We start from the raw sequence: 17,859 nt of genomic DNA on the forward strand, positions 1-17,859 counted from the left end.
AAACACAGAGGAAATATCATGTCGGGAACTGGACGCATTCATTCAATCGAAACTCTTGGGACAGTTGACGGACCTGGAATCAGATTTATCGTTTTCACTCAAGGCTGTCCCCTCCGCTGTCTCTATTGCCATAATCCCGATTGTCGGAACGCCCATGATGGGAAGGAAGTCACCGTCGATTATCTAATTGATGAAATTACCAAATGCAAATCCTACATCCGCAAAGGAGGCGTAACCGTAAGTGGTGGTGAACCCCTAATGCAACCTGAATTTACCAGAGAGATCTTCAAGCGTTGCCATCAACTAGGTTTGCATACGGCTCTTGACACATCGGGTTATTGTGCGATCGAGGTAGCAAAACCAGTTCTTGAGGAAACCGACTTGGTTCTTCTCGATATAAAGTCCTATATTCCTGAACTTTATTACCAATTGACCAGTGTTTCAGTCGCACCAACTTTAGCGATCGCCAAATATCTCAGTGATATCAATAAGCCTGTATGGATCAGGTTCGTTCTAGTCCCCCATCTCACCGATAATCTGACTAATATCAATCAACTTGCCGATTTTATTGCCACCCTTAAAAATGTCGAAAGATTGGAAGTTCTACCGTTTCATAAGATGGGCGAATATAAATGGGAGCAATTGGGATTACCCTATGCCCTCAAAGATACGCCACCTGCGCCTCCCGAACTGGTGCAGCAAACGGTTGATATATTTTGCGATCGCGGAATTAATGCACTGGGGGCGGTAGGGATTTAGATGGTTTTATTTAGCGGTTAGCGGTTAGCTTTTAGCGGTTAGCTTTGTAAGTTTGGTTATTGGTTATTGGTAGTTGGTGATTGGTGATTGGTGATTGGTATCAGATTTCTAATTCTAGTGTAGTTAAAAAGCTAAGAGCTAATGGCTAAAAGCTAAAAGCTAAAAGCTAATGGCTAATAGCTAAGGGCTAATTGCTAAAAAACAAAAATGAGGAGTATTTACAAATGAAAGTTACGAATGTTGAAGAATTGGAATTGTTGATTCAGAGGGTGAAAGTTGCCCAAGCGGAATATGCGAATTTTAGCCAAGAGCAGGTCGATCGCATTTTCAAACAGGCGGCGCTGGCAGCGAATGCGGCGCGGATTCCTTTGGCGAAGGCGGCGGTAAAAGAATCGGGAATGGGGGTAATCGAAGATAAGGCGATCAAGAATCACTTTGCTTCGGAAATGATTTACAACAAGTATAAGAACGATAAAACCTGTGGGGTGATTGAATCGGACAAGCATTTTGGCTATGAACGCATTGCTGAACCTGTAGGGCTGTTAGCGGGGATCGTACCTGTGACTAATCCCACTTCTACGACTATCTTTAAGTCTCTGATTGCACTCAAGACCCGTAACGGCATCATCTTCTCGCCCCATCCCCATGCTAAGGAATGCACGATCGCCGCAGCGAAAATCGTTCTTGATGCTGCCGTAGCCGCAGGTGCGCCTCCCGATATTATCGGCTGGATTGATGAGCCGACCGTACCGCTTTCTCAAGCCCTGATGCAAAACCCGAATATTAAACTAATTTTGGCAACGGGGGGACCTGGCATGGTCAAGGCGGCTTACTCTTCGGGGCATCCTTCCATCGGTGTTGGTGCTGGGAATACGCCTGCGATTATCGATGAAACCGCCCATATTCAGATGGCAGTAAGTTCGATCATTCTCAGTAAAACCTTTGACAATGGCACGATTTGCGCTTCTGAACAGTCGGTGGTGGTAGTTGATGCAATTTATGAGACGGTGCGCGAGGAGTTTATCAAACGCGGGGCGTATTTCCTGAATGTAGAAGAACGGGATCAAATTCGCAAGGTGATTTTGACCGATGGACGCTTGAATGCTGCGATCGTTGGACAGTCGGTACTCAAAATTGCGGAGATTGCAGGTTTTAAGATTCCTGAGAATACAAGGGTTTTGATTGGTGAAGTAGAAGCGATTTCTAAGGATGAACCCTTTGCCTTTGAGAAGCTTTCGCCAATTTTAGCGATGTATCGCGCTCAGGATTTCCATGATGCTGTCGATAAGGCTGAAGAATTAGTTCTATTTGGTGGACATGGACATACTTCGGTTCTCTATACTGCTCCTAGCAATCATGAGCATATTCACTACTTTGAGCACAAGCTAGAAACCTCACGGGTGTTGATTAATACGCCATCTTCACAGGGGGCGATCGGCGATCTCTATAACTTCCGTCTCGATCCATCGCTGACCCTTGGTTGTGGTAGCTGGGGCGGTAACTCGGTTTCGGCAAATGTGACTCCCCATCATTTGTTAAATATCAAAACCGCCGCCGAACGCCGTGAGAATATGCTCTGGTTTCGCATCCCACCCAAGATTTACTTCAAAGCTGGCTGCTTGCCTGTCGCTTTGCGCGATCTCATGGGTCGAAAACGCGCCTTGATCGTCACCGATCGCCCTTTGTTTGAATTGGGCTTAACCAAAGAAGTCACTGACAGTTTAGAAGAAATCGGCATTGCTCACTATACCTTTTATGATGTCGAACCCGATCCTTCGCTTGCTACAGTCCGTAAAGGATTAGCAATCTGTAACAGTTTCCATCCCGATGTAATTATTGCCTTTGGTGGCGGTTCGCCCATGGATGCTGCCAAAATCATGTGGCTGCTTTACGAACATCCCGATATTGAATTTGAAGGTTTGGCAATGCGATTTATGGATATTCGCAAGCGGGTTTATGAGTTGCCACCTTTGGGCGCGAAAGCAATGATGGTCGCGATCCCCACCACATCGGGAACTGGGTCAGAAGTTACGCCTTTTGCTGTCGTCACCGATGAGAAATCTGGGATCAAATATCCCCTTGCCGACTATGCCCTGACCCCGAATATGGCGATCGTCGATCCCGAACTGACGATGAATATTCCCAAACGGTTAACGGCCTATGGCGGTATTGATGCCCTCACCCATGCGATCGAGGCTTACGTTTCCGTACTTGCTTCGGAATATACCAATGGCTTAGCTCTCGAAGCAATTCGTTTGTTGTTCAAGTATCTGCCTAGTGCTTACAAAAATGGAGCCAAAGATCCTAAAGCGCGGGAAAAAGTTCATTATGCCGCCACGATCGCAGGGATGGCTTTTGCGAATGCTTTCTTAGGAGTATGTCACTCGATCGCGCACCAATTGGGCGGCACTTGTCATATTGCTCACGGTTTAGCCAATGCGCTGATGATTTCCCACGTGATTCGCTACAATGCGACCGATACTCCCTTTAAGCAAGCAATTTTCTCGCAAAATAAATATCCCAATAGTAAATGGCGCTATGCCCAGATTGCTAATTATCTAAATTTGGGTGGTGATACCGATGATGAAAAAGTAGAAAGATTGATTGCGGCCGTAGAAGATCTCAAACGCCAAGTGGATATTCCGAAAACCATTAAGGATGTTCTTGACGAACAGGGGATGAGCCAAGATTATTTCATGGCTCATGTGGAAGAAATGGCAGATCGAGCCTTTGACGATCAATGTACGGGCGCAAATCCTCGCTATCCATTAATTGCCGATCTCAAGCAATTAATGCTACAAGCATAGAGAAAATATGAGTGGTAAGTAGTTCGGCATAATTAAAAACCAAACCCAGAAGAGAGTACCGCCCGCGTAGCGGGTGGTACTCTCTTCTGGGTTTTAAGTTTACTTATGCTGAACTACTTATTGCCTAGCTAACGAGCGACTGTAACTTGGAACAAGCTTTAGAAATTGCCTCAATGCTTCCAGGGTTGACTAATCCGTAATAGTCAAAGGTGTAAACGCGATCGCTAGTTACGGCATCAAGCTTATTCCAAAAAGGAGCCTCTTTAAGTTTATTGATTGCACCATCGCCCATATCAACCAGAATTAGAACTTTGGGATTTGCTTCTAAAACCTTCTCAGCAGAAAGAGTAATGTAACCGCGTTGGGGGCTTTGACCTTGTAACTCGGCAGCCGCGTTATTAATTTGGAACTGGGTTAGCAAATCACCTGCCCAACTATTTTTGTTAGGTGCTAGGATTGGTTGCGAACTGACTAAGACGAGAGTTGAATCGGGTTTAGTGGCTTTTTGGGCAATTAAAGACTGATAGGATTTAATCAGCGCAGTGGGTTCAGCCTTGATTTCAGTAGCGATCTCTTTAGTCAATTCCTCTAATGATTTCCAGCTAGTAATACTAGAAGTCATTGTCCTAATACCCAGCCCTTTTAGCTTTTCCAGAACTTGATCATGGAATCCAGTTGCACCAATTACCAAGTCAGGTTTAAGAGCAATAATTTTCTCTAAATTTGGCGGTGTTTGCCCTTCGCTGACTTGGGTGATTTTGGAGATTTCAGCATTCTCTCTCAACAAGCGACTTCCAGGGATACCGACTAATTTGGTTTTATCTAAGCGATAGATAATATCTGCTGACAGCGAAGTTAAGGCAACCACTTTAGAAGCAACCGTAGGTTTGACTTCGGTTGTTTGAGGACTATTAGCTATTGGAGCCGTAGATTGGGAAGGGATAGCTGGATTGCAAGCTACGGTGAATATGGCGATTAGGGTAATAATTACCCAATTTCTGAGCGATCGCATGAATTGAAATACTCGATAAATCATCTTTATTTAATATAGCGGTTAGAGTTTTAAAAACCGTTTTTTGTGGGGCGGCTTTGCCGCCCCACAAAAAACACACCTATTTATTTAGGACATTAGCGATCGCCTGTTTCTGCTCATCGTCATAGCCCCATTTTTCAAAGAATGCTGCATACTCTCCACTGTTTGAGGTTGCTGAATTCAGCATCTGGCTGGCAATTGCGCAGACTTCGGGTAGATCGACCTTCTCGATTAACAAAACCGTGCGTTTAGCCACGCGATCAGAATCATCGGCTTGATCGGGGCTTCCATTGCGTCGGTGGGTAATTGCCATTGCGGTGGACATGGCGAGATTTTTGACCAGCAATTCCGCGATCGCATTAGGTTCAGCTTGCAATGCTTGAATGATTGCAGGGCTGGGATTGTCGGCGAGTTCCCATTCTCCTGTTAAGAAGCAAACAAAAAAGCCTCTGGCTCCATTGGAAGTTTTGACAAGGTTGGTAATTTCTGATTGCAGTTGAGCGTCATCAAGATATTTACGCGCAAGTAAAGTCTCAGTATAGGCGATCGCTTCTTCAAAGGTCAGTGGTTGCTCAGTTGCTTTTTTAGGTTGCAGCAAACTGATTATGTGACCTTCGGGCGATCGCATGGCGGCAACTTTGCCAAAGGAAGGTTCGCGCACACGACCTTGTAAGGATGCACCGAGGGACTCTAATTTAGCGATCGTTTCCAGCAAATCAGCGACATGAAAACTGAGGATAGGCGATCCGCCGACTTCGGCTTGATTTTCAGCACCATGAATGATGATTTTTGTCCCATTTGCATCTAACTCTGCCATGTTGGGACTTGCATTGACTACCGTTAGCCCTAAGCCTTCCTGATAGAACTTCACCGCCGCAGGCACATCTTGGATCATCAGCATAATGTGACGGAATTGAATAGTCATTTTTAATTTCTCCTTTAGTATGGGGGGCACTTTGCGCTACTTGTATTTAGAACTTATATTTAGAATACGAACGTTAATCCAGCCCTTACACTGATTCCTGGTTGAGCATATCTGGCGAGATCGCTCGGAGCAGGAGCCGTGATTAGAGGACGGACATCGGAATAGAGGAAATACTGATTATTGAGTAGATTGAATACACCAAGGTTGAGAGTTAATCTTGGGGTGATTTTGTAAAATCCTGTCAAGTCAACAACTGTATAACCTTGAGGGGTGTAGGAATTTGCAGGGCGATCGCTGGCTAGTCGAGGTTGCCCTGCAAAAGTGGCAATCAAATCCGCACCCCAAATATTTTCGGGAGCGCGATAGCGCAAGCCTGTCACTAACTTGAGCGGATCGATGGTGTCAAGGGGTTGATTTGTGGTCAGATTATCGCCAATGGTTAATCCGAGCGCGGCGATTAGGCTAAGTCCATCATTTTCAGGACTAAATTTGTACTCTCCGCCCAGCTCAAAGCCATAGGTAATCGCACGCGCCACATTTTGAGTTTGAAATAGATTGACACCAGGAATGCCATTTACAGTCGCAATTCCTGCGGAAGCATTGGACTGAATGAAGTTATTGTAACTATTGTAAAATCCCGTCAAACTCGCTTTTAACTGTGGATAGTCGGCTCTGATTCCTATCTCAAAGGTGTCACTGGTCTCTGGTTTCAAATTCGGATTGGAGAGAGTTTGATAACGAAAGCCAGGGCTGGTGAGATTGGTGAATCCAGAGTTGATTTCGCTATATAAGGGAGTCCGAAAGCCCTTGGCATAACGCCCTACTAATGTCCATTCTGGAGTAGTTTGCCAGACAAATCCAAGACTAGGAGATATTGCCGAGTCATTAAAATTAGCGGCTACTACACTAGGAGAATTGCGAAGATAAAGTTCGTCCAATGTCGTATTCAGTTGATAGGAGTCAAATCGAATCCCTGGAATGAGAGTGAAGGTATTACTAAGAGCGATTTCGTTTTGAGCATAGATCCCTAAACGAAAAGTACTGGAATCTGGAAAATCCTTGACAGGAAAGTTATCTGCACCAACAACATTGGTAGTGAGAATATTTGTGCCAGCAGCATTAAAGCGGTTTTCGACACCATTGCGGACTCTCTCGTTCCGAGTATTGGAAATATCAATACCATAGGTTAATTGGTTCAGAATCTCATTGATTTTGAAGCGGCTTTGTAGTTGGACTTCAGCACCCAAGACTTGATCGAGAAAGCGGTTATTGAGACTTCGCACCCGTCTTTGATCGACACCAGCACCAGTTCGCACAAAGTCTTGAGTACGGAACTCAGTTACTTCGGCATTTTGATAATACAACTGAGCTTTTGCAGCATTCAAAAATCCTGTGCTGTTAGGATCGTTGAAGTCATAGGAAATACTAAAGCGATCGCGGGATGTATTGTAATTAACCGTCTCATCCTGTCCGCGAAAGCCTGTGGGACCGAGTAAACCTGCTGCTGTGATCGGCGCAACCGCAAAGTTATCACGATTACGGAAAATCTCCGCCGCAAAGCCAATTTTGCTGTTTTGATCAATACGATAAACCAATTTGCCGATCCAGTTATTACGCGCATTGCTACGGCTATCGACAAACTCATTACCAGTGGGAACCCTTGCCTCGGCTCCATCACGGCGCGTATAGCCAAGCAATCCTTCAAAATTGCCCTCCCGAAATGCGATCGCGGCAGTATTTGTAAAACTGCGATCGGTGGTTTCGTAATTAGTTGATAAACTCGTAACAACCGATTGAGAAGGAATCTTTTTGAGTAAATCCTCTGGGTCAATGGTACGGAAGCTAACTACGCCGCCCAAAGCGTCACTGCCATAAAGTGCCGAAGCGGGACCGCGCACAACTTCTACCCGTTGCAAACTCTCAATATCCACATAGTCGCGCCCAATCGAAGGCGTACCAAAGGAAAACTGTGTGGGAACGCGAATGCCATCATTGAGAATGAGAACGCGATTACCACCTAGCCCACGAATATTAATATCCTGCAATCCATAGCGGCGATCGTTACCCACAGAAACATTTGGTTCATAACGGAAGACATCGCGCAAATCCTGAGATAGAGTTTGATCGAGTTTTTCGGCATCAATGACAGCGATCGAACCAGGGGTTAGGCGGGTTGGTCTAGGGTTTCTAGTGCCAGTGATCGTCATTTCCTCTTCAGGTTCACCATCACGATTAAGACTAAAAAGCTGTCCTTGATTTTTCAACGAGACTTCTTGAGTTGGTGGTTTGCCGATACCAAACACATTGACCCGCAGAGTATTCGCGTCAAGTTGGGTGATGTTGATTTGGCTAATTTCAGCAGTAGGATTGGCGGTGTTAAATTCTTTTTGATCGGGAATTGCCAGTAACGCATTGGGAATATCTGCGATAAGATTATTGCCCTCAATCCGAAATTTATTACTATCAATCTGAAGTGGTCGCCCCTCTGCGGTTTCCAGAACAATCTCTAATCTAGAACTAGTAGGATTAATCTGAACATTGGTAACTTTAACAGTTGATGCTTGGGAAATTTGTGGGGCAAGGGGCTTAAATTCCTTGTTTTCCGTGGGAATTGCTGAATTGTTGGGAACTTTTTCAGCGATCGCTAGTTCTACGAATAAAAGCGATAGGGAAATGCTAAACAATAAGAATGTAGCATTCTTGAGCAGAATGGGATGAAATTTCATTATGATTGTTGATGTCGATTTGATGTCGATAATTTGAGGGGCAAGTTGACGCTTGCCCTTTTTTGTTAGATCCCCCTCAATCCCTCTTATAAAGGGGGAAGAAGAAAATTTAATTAATTCTCCCCTCTTTACAAGGGAGGGCTGGGGGGATCTAATGGGCTGTAGGATCGCGACTCCTAACTAAATTATGAGATGGCGAGAGCAAACAGATCTGTAAACCCACAGGGGTAATGACTGTCACTGCTTCCACATCAAAAACTTCACGGAGATTTTCGGGCGTGATCACATCTGCCGAAGTACCGATCGCTTTGATCACACCATGCTTTAACATGGCTAGGCGATCGCTATAACGCACCGCCAGATTAATGTCATGTAGCACCGTAATAATTGACAATTGGCGCTCTTGGTTGAGATTTTTCAAAAGTTCTAATAGCTCTAACTGATGATGCAAATCCAAAAATGTGGTTGGCTCATCCAGTAAAAGCACCTGTGGATCTTGAGCTAAAGTCAGCGCTAGAAAAGCCCTTTGCCGCTCACCTCCTGAAAGCTGCTCGACGGGGCGATCGCTTAATTCTGTTAATTGAGTTTGGGCGATCGCAGTTTCCACCATTTGCCGATCTTCTAAATCCAAATCCCATTGCCACCAAGGCTGATGGGGAGTGCGTCCAAGGCTGACCAGTTGCCGCACCGTCAAGCCCGATGGGATAGTCTGCTGTTGTGGCAAAATCGCTAACTGTCGTGCTACAGACTGTGCTGATTGTTGATGAATCGCTTTGCCATCCAGTAGCACTGTCCCCGTTTGCGGTGAGAGAATCCGACTACATAATTTCAATAAAGTTGATTTACCCGAACCATTTGCCCCCACTAAACTTAGCCATTCGCCTTTATGGAGAGATAGGGAAACATTCTGCAAAATCGTCTGTTTGCCATAGCCACCGACTAGGTTTTGAGCTTCTAGCAAAGCTTCTGGAAGATTATAGGAATCATGATTATCCATTTCTAACCTCTCTTACCCCGCCGATAGAGCAACCAAATAAATAATGGCGAACCCAGTAGCGCTGTCACTGCACCCACAGGTAATTCCACCGTGCCAAGTCGCGATAATAAATCCGCCAGCGTCAGCACCCATGCGCCACCGATCGCTGAACATGGCAAAATCCAACGGTAGTCAGAACCGACTAACAAGCGGACACCGTGAGGCACAACTAAACCGACAAAACCAATTAGTCCCGCCATACTCACAGCACTTGCCGCCAGTAAACTCGCCACTGCACCAATTGCCAAACGCGATCGCACCAACGAAGTTCCCAAACCCGAAGCCATGTCGTCACCGAGATTGAGTAAATTCAGGGGACGCGCTAATAGACAGCCTGCGATCAGAGCCATTCCCACATAAGGTCCCACATTATTTACCTCAGCCCAGCCGCGCCCATTTAGACTTCCAATCAGCCAATTTAGCGCCGCCTGAATCCTGCCATCATCAGCCAGTAAGAGCAACGTAGTTTGGATTGCACCAAACATGGAACTAATCGCCACACCCGCCAAAATCAAACGCTCAACCGATAGTCCACCACCCAAATAGCCAAGGGTATAAACGAGTATTGCCGTAGCGATCGCGCCAATCCAAGCGCCTAATGGAACCAAAGTTTGGACTACGCCGAGGGTAATCATGGCGATCGCTACGAGTCCAGCACCTGCGGAAATGCCCAACACAAAGGGATCGGCAAGTCCATTTCGCAACATTCCCTGTAGCAAAGCCCCTGACATTCCCAACGCTGCACCGACCACCATCGCCGCAATGATACGCGGTAATCGCAATTCCCAAATAATCGTTTGATTAATTGGTTCGCCTTGATGCCAGAGTGCTTGCCAGAGTTGCTGACCACTAAGGGGTACGGCTCCTCGACATAGAGAAACTGCCATCGTTAGGAACAGTCCAATCGTTAGTAAAACTAATGTGGGCAGGAAGCGATCGCGCAACAGCGAATGATTAAATTTAACTTTCTGAACTATCATCAACCCAAACTAACCTAATAACTACGAATTCTCGGCAATCCTCCATAAAACACCTGACGGATCGATCACAACAAAGTCGCGCATTTTCCATTCTTGCTGTTTTGGGGGAACAACTCTCACATTATACCTTTCAGCAATGTTGCGGTTCTGGACTTCAGCCCACCAGCTATCCACATCTTCAACCAACAAGTGCATCATTAGATTTTCGGCAAGTTCCTTTACATAAAAGTTCTGCAAGAAAAAGCCAATACCTGTATTGCCGACATTAAAAACAGCTAGTTCTGCATCTTCATAAAATATTTCAAAACCAAGATCTAGATAGAATGACTTGGAAAGATTGAAATCTTTAGCAGGAACAAAGGCTCTCAAGTTTATCGCATTTAGGTTATGCACCAAACTCAGACCTCAACAGTGCTACCCACTTTTTCAATCTCTCCTCGGTCAAGATTGACCAGATAAGTTAATTCGGCAAAATGAGCATTTTCAGCCCACCAATCAAATTTAATATTAGGATTTTCAGAGATTTGCATAGATATTTTATGGCGATAAACGGCAACTAAAAATCTCAGCTATTATCATAGCTAATAAGAATTATTTGCAATAAGCTTTATTGTCTAATCCTACTAGAAAACTCCTTATTGAGAATTTCTATCATTAGAATCTTAACAAAACTTAATCATCCAATTCCCTACTTGCTCCATTCGATCTCCAAAATTCTAAATAGCAATCGCTGTCCTGCGTATGTCAGGAGTAGCCATAGGTAAGCGCGATTTTATGATGCATTTAGTCCCTTTCGTAAAATATCAAAGCAATTAATTTCTCATCCCTAGATTTAATCAAATCCTGTACTTCAGTAATTGCCCTAGTAGCATGGGTTAGCGCAGCGTTTGGACTGTCTCTTAGACCAGTAAACTACAGCACTTTGTGCTCAAATCCAAACCAAGAAGATTTTTGAAAGCGTTGCGAAGCAACGCTTTCAAAAAGTTCTTTCTAGCTACTTATTACAGCCAATTACCCACCAAGACAAAGGATGACCAAAAGAATGGATCGGTGAAATTCTTGTCGGAGAGGATAGAAATTTGGGCTTGACGTAATGCTTCAGCTTTGGAAACGTGGGGTTTACCTAAATCTTGGTATAGCTTCACCATTAAACGTGAAGCGACATTATCCTTTACAGGCCAGAGGGTCGCGATCGTCGATCGCGCTCCCGACTTTAACGCTAATCCTGCTAGTCCCAAGACAGCGCGATCGTCGCCTGCGGCCGTATCGCAAGCACTCAACACCAGTAAATCAATGGCTCCTGATTGCCCTGTTTCTCGCTTTTGCAATAGTTCGGACAGCTCGCGGATGTTCAATCTTCCATCCCAAGTTAATAGGAACGTATCTTCTTGTTTAGAACTAAACTGACCGTGGGTAGCTAGATGCACCACATTAGCCGTTTTGGATTCGATACTTTTTGATAAAGCGTTAGGAGTAAATTCTTGATTTAGTAGTTTACTGCCAGAGGTGGATTGAGAAATTGCTACAACCTCTGTCTCCACAGCGGGTAAGGCATTGAAACCATTGCGGGCGGTACTAATACCTGCGACAACCGATCGAATCTGTTTCTGCTCTAGTGATTGAGTCTCTAACAGTTTTAATCCAGGAGATAGGGCTACAGCATAATTTTCAATGAGGTATTGTTTCCCATCGTATAGCGCTGCCATAGGGATTTTTCGTAATAATCCATCTAGCACAAAAACTAGGGTTTGTTTTTCCTTTAGGGCTTGACTGGATACGGCAGGACGAATCAACCAGTTGTAAATTTTCTGGGAAAGTAGTTTCTGACTTTTATTATCAGAAGCAGGGTGAATGGAACCTAGGTACGAACGAATAGTTTGTTCAGCTTCTTCCTTAGGGACGGGGCTACTATAATAGGTCAAAGGCTGTCCTGCGGTAGAGAGAATCACCGCGATCCGATTGGGCAGCATGATGGCATAAACAACGGCAGCCTTGGTATCGATCTGATCGATTTGCAGAGGTTGGGAATTAAGGCAAGATTCTCGGAAGAAATTATCTAGTTCCGCCAGTTGCAGAGCCTCAATTAGTTCGCGTGCTTTAACTAGAGCAGATTGGTCGGGATTCTCATCAATCAGTAGACTAACGAATTCGCGGTATACAGGTTCAATACTTTCTCGGAAAGAAAATTGTACTTCTTGATTGATGCCCACCAGATCGCTGCGAAGATTTTGCAGCGCATCAACTGCTTCCCCATAGGCGGCGATCGCTGCTTGTTTTTGTCCCTGTTGATGGAGCAAGCGACCTAATTTCCATGCTGACTGCGACAGAATATTTTTGGATTGAATAGACTGTGACAGTTGCATAGATTGTTGAAGGAGTCGAATTCCCTCATTGGGTTGTCCGTTATTGGCAACTAGTTGCCCCCATTGCGAGAGGAGATAGGCTTCAGCTTGAGCATCATTGACCTTCCTTGCGGACTGTACCGACTTGTCTAAAAGCTGGATAATTGTGCTAGAGGGAATGGGTTGATCCTGTGGGGGAAGCTTTGAGAGATTGCTCGCAAAGTTAACGATCGCATATAGAGAAGCCCGACTGGGTGGGATCTCGCTGAGTTCTTGCAGGATATTGGGGGCGAGGGTCGCGATGGCTTGGGTCTGCCCCATATTCACATAAACCTGTAATTGGTTGAGTTTTGATTCAATGCGATCGCTGGCTTTGGTTGCAGCTTTCTCCGCTTCGATAAAGTGTTGCAGCGCTACGTCAAAATTGCGCGTATCGGCAGCGTTATTGCCTAAGCCAATGAGAATTGGACTTAATTCATTGAGGGCGTTGAGATTTTTGGCGATCGCTAACCCCCATGACAGGGATTTGTAGCTTGCCTCATTATCGCCTAGCACGCGCAGGGCATTCCCCACGCTCCGTAAGCCGCTCACTTTCAAAAGTGAGTCATCGCTTTTTTCGAGTTGCTGGTTAATGTCATCTAGGATTTGTCGCGATCGCCGATAAAAACCTAAACTTTGTAAAGCCTGAGCCTGATTGATCTCCGTCCCTAGCACACCTTGCACATCGCCTGCTTGCTGGTAGTAACCTTGAGCTTGTTTCCATGTGTCAACCGCCGTTTGCGATTGCCCAATTTGTTGCTGGAGGATGGCTTTAGTATTCAAAATCTGCGCCCAGAGAATTGCATCGACAGGCTTGACTCCATTTAGAATCGCTAAACTTTCGTCAATGCTATTTTGAGCGGCATTCCATTGATTTAATTGCTGGTAAGCCAGCGAGAGATAGCTGAGGGTGAGGGCTTGGTTAGGGCGATCGCCTTGAGAGCCGTAGCTCTGTGCGGTCATCTGCCAAACCTGTACGGCTTCAGCAAATTGCCCCGCATCATATAAATTACGCCCTCGATCTAGACTGCTATTGCTTGAGGTAGCGTTTGAGGATGCGATCAGCGCAGGTGACTCCTGCGGAGTCTTGAGAGAAATCGCATGGGAACGATCTATTCCCAAGGAAAGAGCTAAACAAAGTCCTATTAGTCCTAGCAGACTATAACGGACGATCTTTTTTATCAGCACAAGATTTATCAACACAATAGTGACTCCAAATTATAGGTTAAATGTAGGTATGCCCTTACAGTTGACATCAGAAAACGCTGAAGTAGAAGGATCGGAGCTTGTGGCATAGATTTCCACCTCACCCTTCGCATTGAATCGCCAACCAATAGCTTCCACAATGGGCAGTGCCGCATTCGCCGATTGCTTTTCGGACTGGCTTGTAGTTGCGAGATTATTGGGATTGCGGAGAGATGCGGGGTCGCGGATATCGATCCAAGGATGATTACCGCTGGGGCGATCGCTAGGATTGTCAGCAACTCCGCCGCGACCAGTAACGATAAAGCGACTATTGCCATAGGTTCGGCAACCTTGGACAATGCGCTGACTCGGATCGATCACATCCGTAGGCAATTCGATTAACCCAGCAGCGGGAGTAAAAGTGAGGTTATTAATATTCACCGTGCCACTCAATCCAAATTGCGAACTAGCAGTGATATCGTTATCATCGGTGCGATAAGGACGGTATTTCAACCCAAAGATGCCATTGGTACTAATTTGGATATTCCCCCCATTGCCTTGAAAGGCATTAGCCACTATGTCACTATTGCCTAAACCAATAATGAAAGGACTACTAATCGTAATATTACCGCCATTGCCCTTACCACCCGCTTCCGCCGATAACAAACTTTCATTCCGCAACAAGAGCAATTCCCCAAGGGAGAAATTCAGGTTGCCACCATTACCAAAGTTGGTTTGGGCATTAATTTGGGAAGCACCATTTAAAAATAGCGATCGCGCATTGACTTGAATAGTGCCACCATCACCCGTACCTTGACTGCGACTAGTGATTTGGGAACGATTCCCAAGGGTAATTTGTTGAGCTTCGATGCTAATGTTGCCAGCTTTACCCAGCCCTGATGAAGCTGTAGAAAGTTGGGCATTGTCTGTTAACGCGAGTTGGGAAGTACGTAGGTCTAAGGAACCACTATTACCACTACCTGAGGATTGACTGCTAATGATGCTTCCTCGAACAGTGACATTCTTGGCAGAGATCTCCACATTACCAGCATTGCCACTACCTTGAGTAGATGTAGAGATTTCGGAACCATTGAATAGGGAAAGCGAACCCTTGGGAATGGTGAGATTCACCTCCCCCGCAGATCCAGAGCTAGAGGTATTAGAAGAGACCCTTGCCCGATCCATGATTACATCATCAGCGTTGATGCTAATGTTACCAGCTCGACCGCTTCCAGAGGTGGATGCTGACAGTTCCGCCCCATCTCGTAGGATTAATGACCCAGTGCTGATACCAATGTTGCCAGCATTGCCACTGCTACTGGTGAGCGCCGCAAGGCGGCTATTGTTGCCGATATCAATACCTTGGCTAGCCTTGAGGTTGATATTGCCAGCCAGCCCTGCATTGCTAGTACTACTGGTAATTTGGCTATTATCAAAGCGAATCAATCCGTTACTAGTGAGGGAGACATTGCCAGCGGAGCCCAGCCCTTTGGTATCACTTTCGATGCGACTGTTGTTGAGGGTGAGATTGCCCAAACTATTGATATTGACATCGCCCGAACGTCCTGTGCCATTTGTCGAAATATTAACTGTTCCCGTAAATGGAGTGGAAATGGAAATCTGTTTACTGGTTAGAACCACGGTATCGGCGATCGCTAAATCCCCATGTCCCAAAATCGACACCGACCCCGCCTGAGCGGAAGAGGATGTCGTTAATAATGTCAGTCCCGATATCTGGTTTTGGGCTTCCAATCTAATCGCACCACCATTGCTAGATGTTCCGTTAGGCGCAACAGAGAAAGTATTTAGGCTGCTCTTATTGCCAAGGATATTCCCTTTTGGAGCAATTAGATTGATGTCACCACCATACCCGCTATTACCTCTCAGTGCAATGGATGAGGAATACAGATCCCTCTGGTTAGAAATATTACCGTTAGTTGTAGAAAAGGTAATATGGCCGCCATTGCCACTATTCATAAATCCTAGAGACAAGGAGTATAAATACCCTTGGTTAGAAAGGTTGCCATTATTCGCAGACAAGGTAATATTGCCACCATTGCCACTATTCACTAGCCCGAAGGATAAAGAGTATAAATACCCTTGGTTAGAAAGATTGCCATTATTCGTAGACAAGGTAATATTGCCTCCATTGCCACTATTCATAGCCCCTAGGGAATAGGAGGACAAACTACTCTGATTAAAAAGGTTCCCATTGCTCACAGAAAGTGTAATATTGCCTCCATTGCCACTATTATCAGCTGAGAAGGAATCAGAGGACATACTGCCTTGGCTAAAAAGGTTCCCATTAATCGCAGAAAGGGTGATATCGCCTCCATTACCATTTTTCCCTGAGAACGAAGAGGATAAGGATCCATTAAAAGAGAGATTACCGTTAGTTGCAGAAAGGCTAATTGCACCTCCTTTCCCTGTACCTAGGCTAGTTGCTCCTGAAGATAAGGATCCATTAAAAGAGAGATTACCGTTAGTTGCAGAAAGGCTAATTGCACCTCCTTTCCCTGTACCTGTACCTAGGATAGCTGCTCCTGAAGATAAGGATCCGATAAAAGAGAGATTGCCATTAGTCGTGGCAATCGTGATATCGCCCCCATGCCCACTATTTCCTGTCGAAGTAGTGACTGAGGTCACATCACCATTAATTGAGATATTGCCATTGGCAAGAATGTTGATGCTGCCACCATTCACGCCATCGCCAACAACGGATGACTGTAAACTTCCCGTTACAATATCCCCAGCAGCCTTCAGAATGATGGAACCCCCATCCCCACCCGTAGAATTGGAGGTGTTAATACTGGCAACCCTAATGCTACCAGCAGGCAGTCCCGCCACTGTCCCCGATGTAAAATTGGTGGATCCCACTCCCATTTGGGGCACATTCGCTGTAGGTAAAGTTTTCACCCCTGCTCGTAAAATTGCTGCCCGCTGAGTCGTTAGGGTCATAAAATCTGGGTCACTACTAGGAATGGTGCTATCGGGAGCCGTAATGGTAATATTCCCGGCCTCAATGCTCCCCATCGCTTCCACCTTCAGAGCTACGCCTGTATAGTCTCCAAATACCACATCCCCATGGGCATAAATGATCGGGTCGAATAGGCTGATAAACTTGCCTCGCTTACCTGTTAACGTCTGAAATGAGACATTTCCCCCACTGACAAAATGGGCATCCCCAGAAATACTCCCATTGCTGATCAAGCTCAGATTTCCCCCACTTCGCAAGGCTCCACCACTATTCTTTAAGGCGAGGATATCAACATTCTGATTCCCCTGAATCGTTAGGTTCCTTCCTGCTTGGGCGAGGAATGGTTTTGTCACAGTATCTCGGATTTTTACGGTATCCTGTGCTTTTAAGGTAATATCTCTCCCTGCTATCAATTCTCCTTGCAAATCTAGGCGACCGCCTTCCAGTATTAGATCTGCTCCTGTGGTGAGATTGCTCCGTACTGTTATCGGTGCTGCATTGGCTCCCATCTGTAACCCAATTGGCGAACTAATTGTTAACAATGGTGGGTTATTAGTACTCACCGCACTAAACTCTGTTCCATCAATAAACTTGACGCTATTGGCAGTTGTTCCGACAAACGATCCGCCAATATTTAGCCTTGCATTGGCTCCAAAAATAATCCCATTAGGATTGAGCAGAAACAAACTGACGGGATTGCTGTTATTTGTGGTCTGAATCAAGCCATCAATATTGGAAACATTGCCTCCCGTCACCCGACTAAAAATCGTCGTAATATTTGGTGTGTTAACCAGATTAAAAGTTGCTGAACCTCCTGTCGGCACTGTGAACTGACTAAAACTATGGAATAGATTTGCTCCACTATTAGGTTGATTGCCATTGGTAATCGTAAAGTTGAGATTGTCTGGACTGGTGACTGTTGTTGACAGCGTACCATCGGATGTTACGCTCTGTGCTGCGACAGCTACGGGTAAAAGCATTCCCATTCCCATAAATAGAAAACTGGGATACCACCATAGTCTTTGTTTAAGTCTTTGCCTAATTCTTCGC

The 17,859-nt window shown here is 45.4% G+C and carries 10 protein-coding genes and 1 pseudogene; 2 read left to right on the forward strand and 9 right to left on the reverse strand.

Going from position 1 to position 17,859, the window contains the following annotated elements; translation table 11 throughout:
- Positions 1-18: 18 nt before the first annotated feature.
- Together pflA and adhE are read left to right on the forward strand one after the other, a co-directional pair.
- Entirely contained in the window at positions 19-759 is a 741-nt protein-coding gene (gene pflA, locus PseudUWO310_RS04055) for a pyruvate formate-lyase-activating protein (RefSeq protein WP_142599237.1), read from the forward strand.
- A gap of 191 nt (positions 760-950) precedes the next feature.
- Positions 951-3,566: a bifunctional acetaldehyde-CoA/alcohol dehydrogenase gene (adhE, locus tag PseudUWO310_RS04060; RefSeq protein ID WP_223805522.1), complete on the forward strand. Its 2,616-nt coding sequence runs from the start codon at positions 951-953 to the stop codon at positions 3,564-3,566.
- Between the two features lie 124 nt (positions 3,567-3,690).
- On the opposite strand, the gene PseudUWO310_RS04065 is transcribed toward adhE, so the two are convergent.
- From PseudUWO310_RS04065 to PseudUWO310_RS23855, 9 genes and pseudogenes are all read right to left on the reverse strand, one after another.
- Complete coding sequence (locus tag PseudUWO310_RS04065; RefSeq protein ID WP_223805523.1) at positions 3,691-4,602, reverse strand: ABC transporter substrate-binding protein; 912 nt, start codon at positions 4,600-4,602, stop codon at positions 3,691-3,693.
- Between the two features lie 76 nt (positions 4,603-4,678).
- Entirely contained in the window at positions 4,679-5,524 is an 846-nt protein-coding gene (locus PseudUWO310_RS23525; RefSeq protein WP_263363377.1) for a VOC family protein, read from the reverse strand.
- A gap of 59 nt (positions 5,525-5,583) precedes the next feature.
- Positions 5,584-8,250 carry a TonB-dependent hemoglobin/transferrin/lactoferrin family receptor gene (locus PseudUWO310_RS04080; RefSeq protein ID WP_142599241.1) on the reverse strand — a complete coding sequence of 889 codons (2,667 nt, stop codon included), beginning with the start codon at positions 8,248-8,250 and terminating at the stop codon, positions 5,584-5,586.
- A 151-nt stretch (positions 8,251-8,401) separates the two neighbouring features.
- A complete protein-coding gene (locus PseudUWO310_RS04085; protein ID WP_142599243.1) occupies positions 8,402-9,247 on the reverse strand; it encodes an ABC transporter ATP-binding protein in 846 nt (281 codons plus the stop codon).
- A gap of 2 nt (positions 9,248-9,249) precedes the next feature.
- Positions 9,250-10,266 (reverse strand): FecCD family ABC transporter permease, encoded by a 1,017-nt coding sequence (locus PseudUWO310_RS04090; RefSeq protein ID WP_142599245.1) that lies wholly within the window; start codon positions 10,264-10,266, stop codon positions 9,250-9,252.
- 21 nt (positions 10,267-10,287) lie between these two features.
- A complete protein-coding gene (locus PseudUWO310_RS04095; RefSeq protein WP_142599313.1) occupies positions 10,288-10,659 on the reverse strand; it encodes a VOC family protein in 372 nt (123 codons plus the stop codon).
- A gap of 5 nt (positions 10,660-10,664) precedes the next feature.
- Positions 10,665-10,796, reverse strand: coding sequence for a hypothetical protein (locus tag PseudUWO310_RS23530; RefSeq protein WP_263363378.1), 132 nt, complete (start codon positions 10,794-10,796; stop codon positions 10,665-10,667).
- Positions 10,797-11,267: 471 nt separating this feature from the next.
- The gene (locus PseudUWO310_RS04105; RefSeq protein WP_142599247.1) at positions 11,268-13,850 is read right to left on the reverse strand and encodes a CHAT domain-containing protein; all 2,583 of its coding nucleotides are present in this window, start codon (positions 13,848-13,850) and stop codon (positions 11,268-11,270) included.
- A 3,222-nt stretch (positions 13,851-17,072) separates the two neighbouring features.
- Positions 17,073-17,801, reverse strand: a pseudogene (locus PseudUWO310_RS23855) (filamentous hemagglutinin N-terminal domain-containing protein); the annotation flags it as partial.
- Positions 17,802-17,859: the final 58 nt, after the last annotated feature.

This window comes from Pseudanabaena sp. UWO310 (assembly GCF_006861605.1).
In the GTDB taxonomy this organism is placed as follows: Bacteria; Cyanobacteriota; Cyanobacteriia; order Pseudanabaenales; family Pseudanabaenaceae; genus Pseudanabaena.

Bases quoted from the DNA above. Each gene is read 5' to 3' on its own strand.
- PseudUWO310_RS23525 (WP_263363377.1), bottom strand. From the start codon at position 5,524: ATGACTATTCAATTCCGTCACATTATGCTGATGATCCAAGATGTGCCT.
- PseudUWO310_RS04065 (WP_223805523.1), bottom strand. From the start codon at position 4,602: ATGATTTATCGAGTATTTCAATTCATGCGATCGCTCAGAAATTGGGTA.
- PseudUWO310_RS04080 (WP_142599241.1), bottom strand. From the start codon at position 8,250: ATGAAATTTCATCCCATTCTGCTCAAGAATGCTACATTCTTATTGTTT.
- PseudUWO310_RS04085 (WP_142599243.1), bottom strand. From the start codon at position 9,247: ATGGATAATCATGATTCCTATAATCTTCCAGAAGCTTTGCTAGAAGCT.
- PseudUWO310_RS23530 (WP_263363378.1), bottom strand. From the start codon at position 10,796: ATGCAAATCTCTGAAAATCCTAATATTAAATTTGATTGGTGGGCTGAA.
- pflA (WP_142599237.1), top strand. From the start codon at position 19: ATGTCGGGAACTGGACGCATTCATTCAATCGAAACTCTTGGGACAGTT.
- PseudUWO310_RS04090 (WP_142599245.1), bottom strand. From the start codon at position 10,266: ATGATAGTTCAGAAAGTTAAATTTAATCATTCGCTGTTGCGCGATCGC.